8 protein-coding genes are annotated in these 6,500 nt (G+C 44.9%); all 8 read left to right on the top strand.

The window, feature by feature from the left end; genetic code table 11:
- Positions 1-552: UDP-N-acetylglucosamine 2-epimerase (locus tag VIM91_RS03500; protein WP_331863437.1), on the top strand; the 552-nt coding region annotated here is incomplete at its 5' end.
- The gene (locus tag VIM91_RS03495; RefSeq protein WP_331863436.1) at positions 537-1,769 is read left to right on the top strand and encodes a glycosyltransferase family 4 protein; all 1,233 of its coding nucleotides are present in this window, start codon (positions 537-539) and stop codon (positions 1,767-1,769) included. The genes VIM91_RS03500 and VIM91_RS03495, both read left to right, overlap by 16 nt.
- Positions 1,766-2,722, top strand: a complete 957-nt coding sequence (locus tag VIM91_RS03490) for an SDR family oxidoreductase (protein ID WP_331863435.1) — start codon at positions 1,766-1,768, stop codon at positions 2,720-2,722. The genes VIM91_RS03495 and VIM91_RS03490 overlap by 4 nt, the downstream gene beginning before the upstream one ends.
- Positions 2,719-3,270 carry a sugar transferase gene (locus VIM91_RS03485; protein WP_331863434.1) on the top strand — a complete coding sequence of 184 codons (552 nt, stop codon included), beginning with the start codon at positions 2,719-2,721 and terminating at the stop codon, positions 3,268-3,270. The genes VIM91_RS03490 and VIM91_RS03485 overlap by 4 nt, the downstream gene beginning before the upstream one ends.
- A 195-nt stretch (positions 3,271-3,465) precedes the next feature.
- Entirely contained in the window at positions 3,466-3,678 is a 213-nt protein-coding gene (locus tag VIM91_RS03480) for an addiction module protein (protein WP_331863433.1), read from the top strand.
- Positions 3,675-3,956, top strand: a complete 282-nt coding sequence (locus VIM91_RS03475; RefSeq protein WP_331863432.1) for a type II toxin-antitoxin system RelE/ParE family toxin — start codon at positions 3,675-3,677, stop codon at positions 3,954-3,956. Before VIM91_RS03480 ends, VIM91_RS03475 begins: the two co-directional genes overlap by 4 nt.
- Before the next feature lie 92 nt (positions 3,957-4,048).
- Complete coding sequence (locus tag VIM91_RS03470) at positions 4,049-5,968, top strand: nucleoside-diphosphate sugar epimerase/dehydratase (RefSeq protein WP_331863431.1); 1,920 nt, start codon at positions 4,049-4,051, stop codon at positions 5,966-5,968.
- A gap of 161 nt (positions 5,969-6,129) precedes the next feature.
- A partial coding sequence (locus tag VIM91_RS03465; protein WP_331863430.1) for a dTDP-4-dehydrorhamnose 3,5-epimerase family protein occupies positions 6,130-6,500 on the top strand: 371 nt, incomplete at its 3' end.

Genomic DNA, 6,500 nt, shown 5'->3' with positions numbered 1-6,500 from the left:
TTGAAAGAACATGCATTTTTTGTAGTGAGTGCGCACCGTGAGGAAAATGTTGATTCAGAAAAGAACTTTGTAAAATTGGTCGAGTCGCTTAATACAGTTGCAGAAACTTATCAAATGCCGGTGATTGTTTCTACACACCCTAGAACGCAGAAACGCGTCGATGCTTTGGGTGTTAAGTTCCATGAACATGTTCGCTTGCTTAAGCCGTTAGGTTTTATGGATTACAACAAGCTTCAATTATCTGCCAAAGCGGTGTTATCTGATAGCGGTACGATTAATGAAGAGTCATCAATTTTAAATTTTCCTGCTTTAAATTTACGCGAAGCGTATGAGCGCCCGGAAGGGATGGAGGAAGGTGCTGTGATGATGGTTGGGGTTAATAGTGACCGTCTTTTACAAGCGTTGGCCATTTTGGACAAGCAGCCGCGAGGTGATGATCGATTGCTGCGTTTGGTCGATGATTACTCAATGCCAAATGTCTCCGATAAAATTGTGCGCATTATTCATAGTTACACCGATTATGTGAATCGCGTGGTTTGGAAGAAGTATTGATGCATCTTCTGGTTATTAGTGATGATTATTTGCCAGATAGTACGCGTGTGCATGCCAAGATGTTGCATGAGTTGGCGCTTGAGTTAAAGGCTCGAGGGCATGAGGTTACGGTACTAACACCAGGCAAGGCTTCGCAATCTACAAAGTTAGTTAAAGCGTCATTGGATGGTATTGGTGTTTGGCGGTTTCGCTCCGGTCCTGTAAAAGATGTATCCCGTGTTAGGCGTTTAGTTAATGAAAGTTTGTTGTCTTTTAGGGCGTGGCAAGCGGTCAGGCCAGAGCTGAGTTCGATGAAAGTCGATGGTGTTGTGTATTACTCACCATCGATTTTTTTTGGCTTTTTGGTAGCTAAATTAAAACGGCATTTTAATTGCAAGGCTTATTTGGTGTTGCGGGATTTGTTCCCGCAATGGGCGATTGATGAAAAAATGATTGGCGAGCATTCACCTGTTACCTATTATTTGAGGTTTTTTGAAACAAGGAATTATCAGGCGGCAGACCGAATTGGTTTGATGTCTGAGAAAAATGTTGAAGTGTTTCAGAAATTACAGCCGTGGTTTAGGAATGTTGAAGTTTTACGCAATTGGGTAGCTATAGAAAGTAATGTTAGTTTTCAGCCTCATTGGCGAGCGCAATTAGGGCTGCAAGATAAAGTGATTCTGTTGTATGGCGGTAATATCGGCAAGGCGCAGGATATGCCTAATTTAATGCGTCTGGCTCATTCGCTTAAGGATGAAGCGAATGCACATTTTGTGATCGTTGGGCAGGGCGAGAGTTTTCAAGAAGTTAAGACTTTTATTGATGAAAAGGCTTTAACGAATGTGACTTTGATACCTTCTATTTCTCAAGACGAATTTAAAGTGTTGTTGTCTGAAGTGGACATTGGTTTGTTTTCGTTGGCTCGCTCTCATACGGCGCATAATTTTCCAGGCAAGATTTTAGGTTATATAGCGAATCATTTACCGATTCTAGGAAGTGTCAATCCTGGCAATGACTTAATGCCCATGATTAATGATCATCAAGCAGGTTTTGTATTTGAGAATGGTGATGATGCTGCTTTGTTAAGGTCTGCTAGAGATTTGATTGTGTCTTTTGGTTTGCGTAAGCAGTGTGGTGAAAATGCTCGTCAGCTTTTAGAAAGTCACTTTTCTGTGGAATCAGCGGCGGATAAGGTTTTGACTGTTTTTGAAGACAATTCAATCAGAGATGGAATATGAAAACGTTTTTAACGGGGACAACGGGGTTTGTAGGTTCGGCTTTGCTTCAGCGCTTTGTTGCAGACGAGGTTGAGGTTACCGCTTTGGTGCGCAATGAATCAACTGGGTTGCCGGATGGGGTTGAGAAGGTTGTGGTTGATCTTGCAAACTTATCAAACATCAACTCTGAGTTTTTGAATGGTGTTGATGTGGTAGTTCATGGGGCGGCGCGGGCGCATATTATGCGGGATGAGGTGGCTGATCCTTTAGCGGAATATCGCAGGGTGAATCGTGATGCAACTTTAGCTTTGGCGCGTTTGGCGGCGGAGGTTGGGGTTAAGCGGTTTGTGTTTGTAAGTTCGGTTAAGGTGAATGGTGAGATGACCAAACCTGGTGAGGCTTTTATCTCAGAGGTTACTCAACCTCCTATAGATCCTTATGGTTTGTCTAAGTATGAAGCCGAACAGGGGTTGTTAGAGATTGCTCAAGAAACTGGCATGGAGGTGGTGATTATTCGTCCTCCTCTAGTTTATGGGCCGAATACTAAGGGCAATTTTGCGACGATGGTGAATTGGGTTCGCAAGGGTATTCCTTTGCCTTTCGGTGCGGTGAGTAATGCGCGTTCGTTGGTGGCATTGGATAATCTGGTCGATTTCATTGCGCTGTGTGCAGACTGTGCGTGCTCGCCAAAAGCAGCAAATGAAGTGTTTTTGATTTCGGATGGTGTGGATGTGTCCACCTCTGAGCTGTTGCGCAAGGTGGCGAAAGCATTTGGCGTGAAGTCGTGGTTATTGCCAGTGCCTGTGGGGTTGATGAGGTTTGTGGCACGTTTGTTGGGTAAAGGAGCGGTGGCGGATCGATTATTTGGTAATTTGCAAGTGGATAGTTCTAAAGCACGAGACCTGTTGGGTTGGAAACCGGTGGTGACAATGGATGAGGCACTAGAAAGAATGTTTAAAGGTAAGGATTTATGATTCGGTTTTTTGATGTGGTGTTTTCATTAGCAGGCCTGCTGGTTGGATTTCCGGTATTAGTGGTTTTATACGTGATTGGTTTGTTTGATACCGGTTCACCGTTGTTTTTTCAACAGCGTGTGGGGCGGCATCAAAAGCCGTTTACGTTGGTTAAGTTTCGCACGATGAAGGTTGATACTGCATCAGTGGCGACGCATTTGGCGAGTTCGGCTTCGATTACGAAGTTTGGGGCGTTTTTGCGCCGCACTAAGTTGGATGAGTTACCGCAATTGTGGAATGTATTAAAAGGTGAGATGAGTTTGGTTGGCCCTAGGCCTGGTTTGTTTAACCAAGAAGAGTTAACGTCGGAGCGTGATGCGTTTGGCGTGTTTGCGGTGCGCCCAGGCATTACCGGTTTGGCGCAAGTGAGTGAGATTGATATGTCTACCCCCGCGTTGTTGGCTGAGACCGATGCTAGGATGATTGCTTCGCTTAGTGTGAAGGATTATTTTAAGTACATTTTTATGACGGTATTGGGTAAGGGTGCTGGGGATCGAGTCAAAGGTTAGCATTTAGAGTTGCAATACACCGTGTCATGCTGAGTAAAATGAAGAATCTTTGAGGTTTGCACAGTCGGTAGGAGATTCAGGCTTCGCGCTGACTTCGTTTCTTCACTGCGTTCAGGATGACAGGTTAATTTTGGCTTGTGAATATTGATTCTGTCAGGCTACAATGTTTACCATCAAGGAGTTGGAGCGAAAGTTATGCAAGCAGAAATTTTATTTAAAGAGGCTTTACATCTTTCTCCGATCGATAGGGTTAAGTTAGTGGAATTGTTGATGGACAGTTTTACTTCGAAGCCTGTTGATGAACACGAACAAGCTTGGGCGACTTATGCAGAAAGTGTTTGCGATGAGGTGGACGCAGGCGCAACTCTGCATAGTCTCGATTCGGTAATGCGTGAGCTTAATCAGTGAAAATTTTTGTTACTGAACAGGCTCGTCGTTCTTTGTTGGGTGCGCGTGACTTTTATAATAATGAGCTTGATGGGCTTGGTTATGAACTGGTTCACGAGTTTCTCGCTGCTTTATCTCGTATTCAAGCTTATCCAGAAGCGTGGACACCACTTTCAAAGCGTACTCGCCGTTGTTTAATGCATCGGTTTCCGTATTCTGTGATTTTTAGAATTGTTAAGTCAAAAAGTGAACTTCAGATTATTGATTTGATGCATCAAAAGCAAAAACCTCGATTCTGAGATTTCGGACAATAAATTGAATGAGGCATTGGTGTTGATTACCAGGCCTGGTGGTATGATTTCTCTAATCAAATTAATCTATAAGTATTTTTATGAAAATAGTTCGTCAATTAGTGGATTTGCCGCGTTGGGCTAAGCGCACGGTTTCGGTCTCGCTGGATGTTGTGGGGCTTTTGTTTGTTGCCGTGTTGGCGATTTGGTTGCGCTTGGGTGATGCGGTGTTTCCAGTTACGGCTTACTATGCCGCCATTCTTTTATTGCCCTTTCTAGCGATTCCGGTATTTATTAATCAAGGTTTGTATCGTGCGGTGATTCGTTATATCGGCTCGCGGTTTGCGGTGACGGTATTTGTCGCGGTGTCGGTGGTGTTTGCCGTTTGGGCGGCGGCGATCTTTATGTTGGATCTTAAGTATCCACGTTCGTCGATTGTGATTAGCTGGTTGTTGGCCTTGTTGTTTATTGCGGTGACACGGATGAGTATGCGCTGGCTGTTAACCCAGGGTGTAAAAAGCTCGTTTGGTCGCAAGCGGGTGGTGATTTTTGGCGCGGGTTCGTCTGGTCAGCAGTTGTTAAACGCGATTGTGCGTATACCTGGTTTAAAGGTCGTGGGCTTTATTGATGATGATAAGGCGTTAAAAAAACACGTTATTGGCTCGGTTAAGGTTTATGGCCGGTCGGATTTGCAGCGTTTGATTAATGATTATGATGTGTCGGAAGTGTTTTTGGCGATTCCGTCTTTACGCGCTTCGCGTCGTAAGGCCATTTTGGAATGGCTAGAGCCTTATCCAGTTAAGGTGTCCACTTTGCCGGGTATGGATGAAATAGTAGCGGGCAAGGTTAGTTTTTCGGACATTCGTGAAGTTGAGATTGAAGATTTGTTGGGGCGCGATTGTGTGCAGCCGGTTCAGACTTTGTTGGATCGTTGTATTAAAGATCAGGTGGTGATGGTGACGGGCGCGGGTGGTTCGATTGGTTCGGAGTTATGTCGTCAGATTTTAAAGCAGCAACCCAAAGAGTTGATCCTGTTTGAGGTCAGTGAGTTTGCGCTTTATAACATTGAACATGAGTTGCGCTGTTATCCTGAATTAAGCAAGAGTCGTTTAACGCCGATTTTGGGTAGTGTGTTGGATGAACGTAAGTTGGCTCGGGTGTTTGTGAAGCGTAGTGTGAATACGGTTTATCACGCGGCGGCTTATAAGCATGTGCCGATTGTGGAACACAATATTCAGGAAGGCATTTTTAACAATGCGTTTGGCACGCATGTATGTGCGAAAGCGGCGGCGGAAAATGGCGTGCGTAACTTTGTGTTGATTTCGACCGATAAGGCGGTGCGCCCAACTAACTTTATGGGCGCAAGCAAGCGTTTAGCCGAAATGGCGTTGCAAGCTTTGCAGGTTGAATATTCTAAAACCCGCTTTTTGATGGTGCGGTTTGGCAATGTGCTGGGGTCGTCGGGTTCGGTTATTCCATTGTTCAGAAAACAGATCGCTGAAGGTGGACCGGTTACGGTTACTCACAAAGACATTACACGTTACTTTATGACGATTCCAGAAGCCGCGTCTCTAGTGATTCAGGCCGGTTCGATGGGCGTGGGTGGTGATGTGTTTTTGTTGGATATGGGCGAGCCAGTTAAAATCGACCAGTTAGCGCGCCGCGTGATTAAGCTGTCCGGTTTGGATGTGGTAGACGAGCAGGGCAACGGCGATATAGAGATTCAATATTCTGGTCTGCGCCCAGGTGAAAAACTGTATGAAGAGTTGCTAATTGGCGAAAACGTCGATGGCACCGACCACCCACGCATTATGAAAGCCCACGAAGACTTTATCCCTTATGCGCAGTTAACCGAAGCCTATATTGAGCTGGAAGCGAAACTTGAAAGCTACGATTATGATGCGGTGTTGGTGTTGTTAAAACAGCTGGTACATGGCTTTAACCATACGTCAGGTATTGTGGATTACTTGTATGGACAAGAAAAAGCTGGTTCTGAGTCTTTAATAAAGCTGGTTAAATAAATACCGATTATTATCCTGAACGCAGTGAAGAATCTTGTGAGTAGGTGCACAATCGGTGGGAGATTCAGGCTTTGCGCTGACTTCGTTTCTTCACTATGTTCAGGATGACAGCGGACATCGTGGGGTTGGTCGGATGTTGGTAAATACTAGGATAAAACTTCATGCAATTTGTTGAGCAAGCCATTGAAGGTGTTTTTTTGATTAAGCCGCGCTGGTTTAAAGACGAGCGCGGTTTTTTTATGGAGACATTGCGCGAAGCGGCTTTGAATAAGGCTTTGGGTTATGACGTGCATTTTGTGCAGGAAAACGAGTCGGGTTCGAGTTTTGGTGTGTTACGAGGTTTGCATTATCAGCAAGGAAGGTTTGCACAAGCTAAATTGATTCGGGTATTGCAAGGCTGGGTGTTAGATGTAGTGGTGGATTTAAGGGTGGGCAGCAAAACCTTTGGTCAACATCTGGCAATAGAATTAACGGCAGAATCCGCTGAGCAGGTGTTTATTCCGAAGGGGTTTGCGCATGGGTTTGTGGTGTT

Origin of the sequence: Thiomicrospira sp. (genome assembly GCF_036568485.1) — a bacterium.
In the GTDB taxonomy this organism is placed as follows: Bacteria; Pseudomonadota; Gammaproteobacteria; order Thiomicrospirales; family Thiomicrospiraceae; genus Thiomicrospira.
Note: the sequence above shows the minus strand (reverse complement) of the source record. Positions and strands in the feature narration are given on the sequence as shown.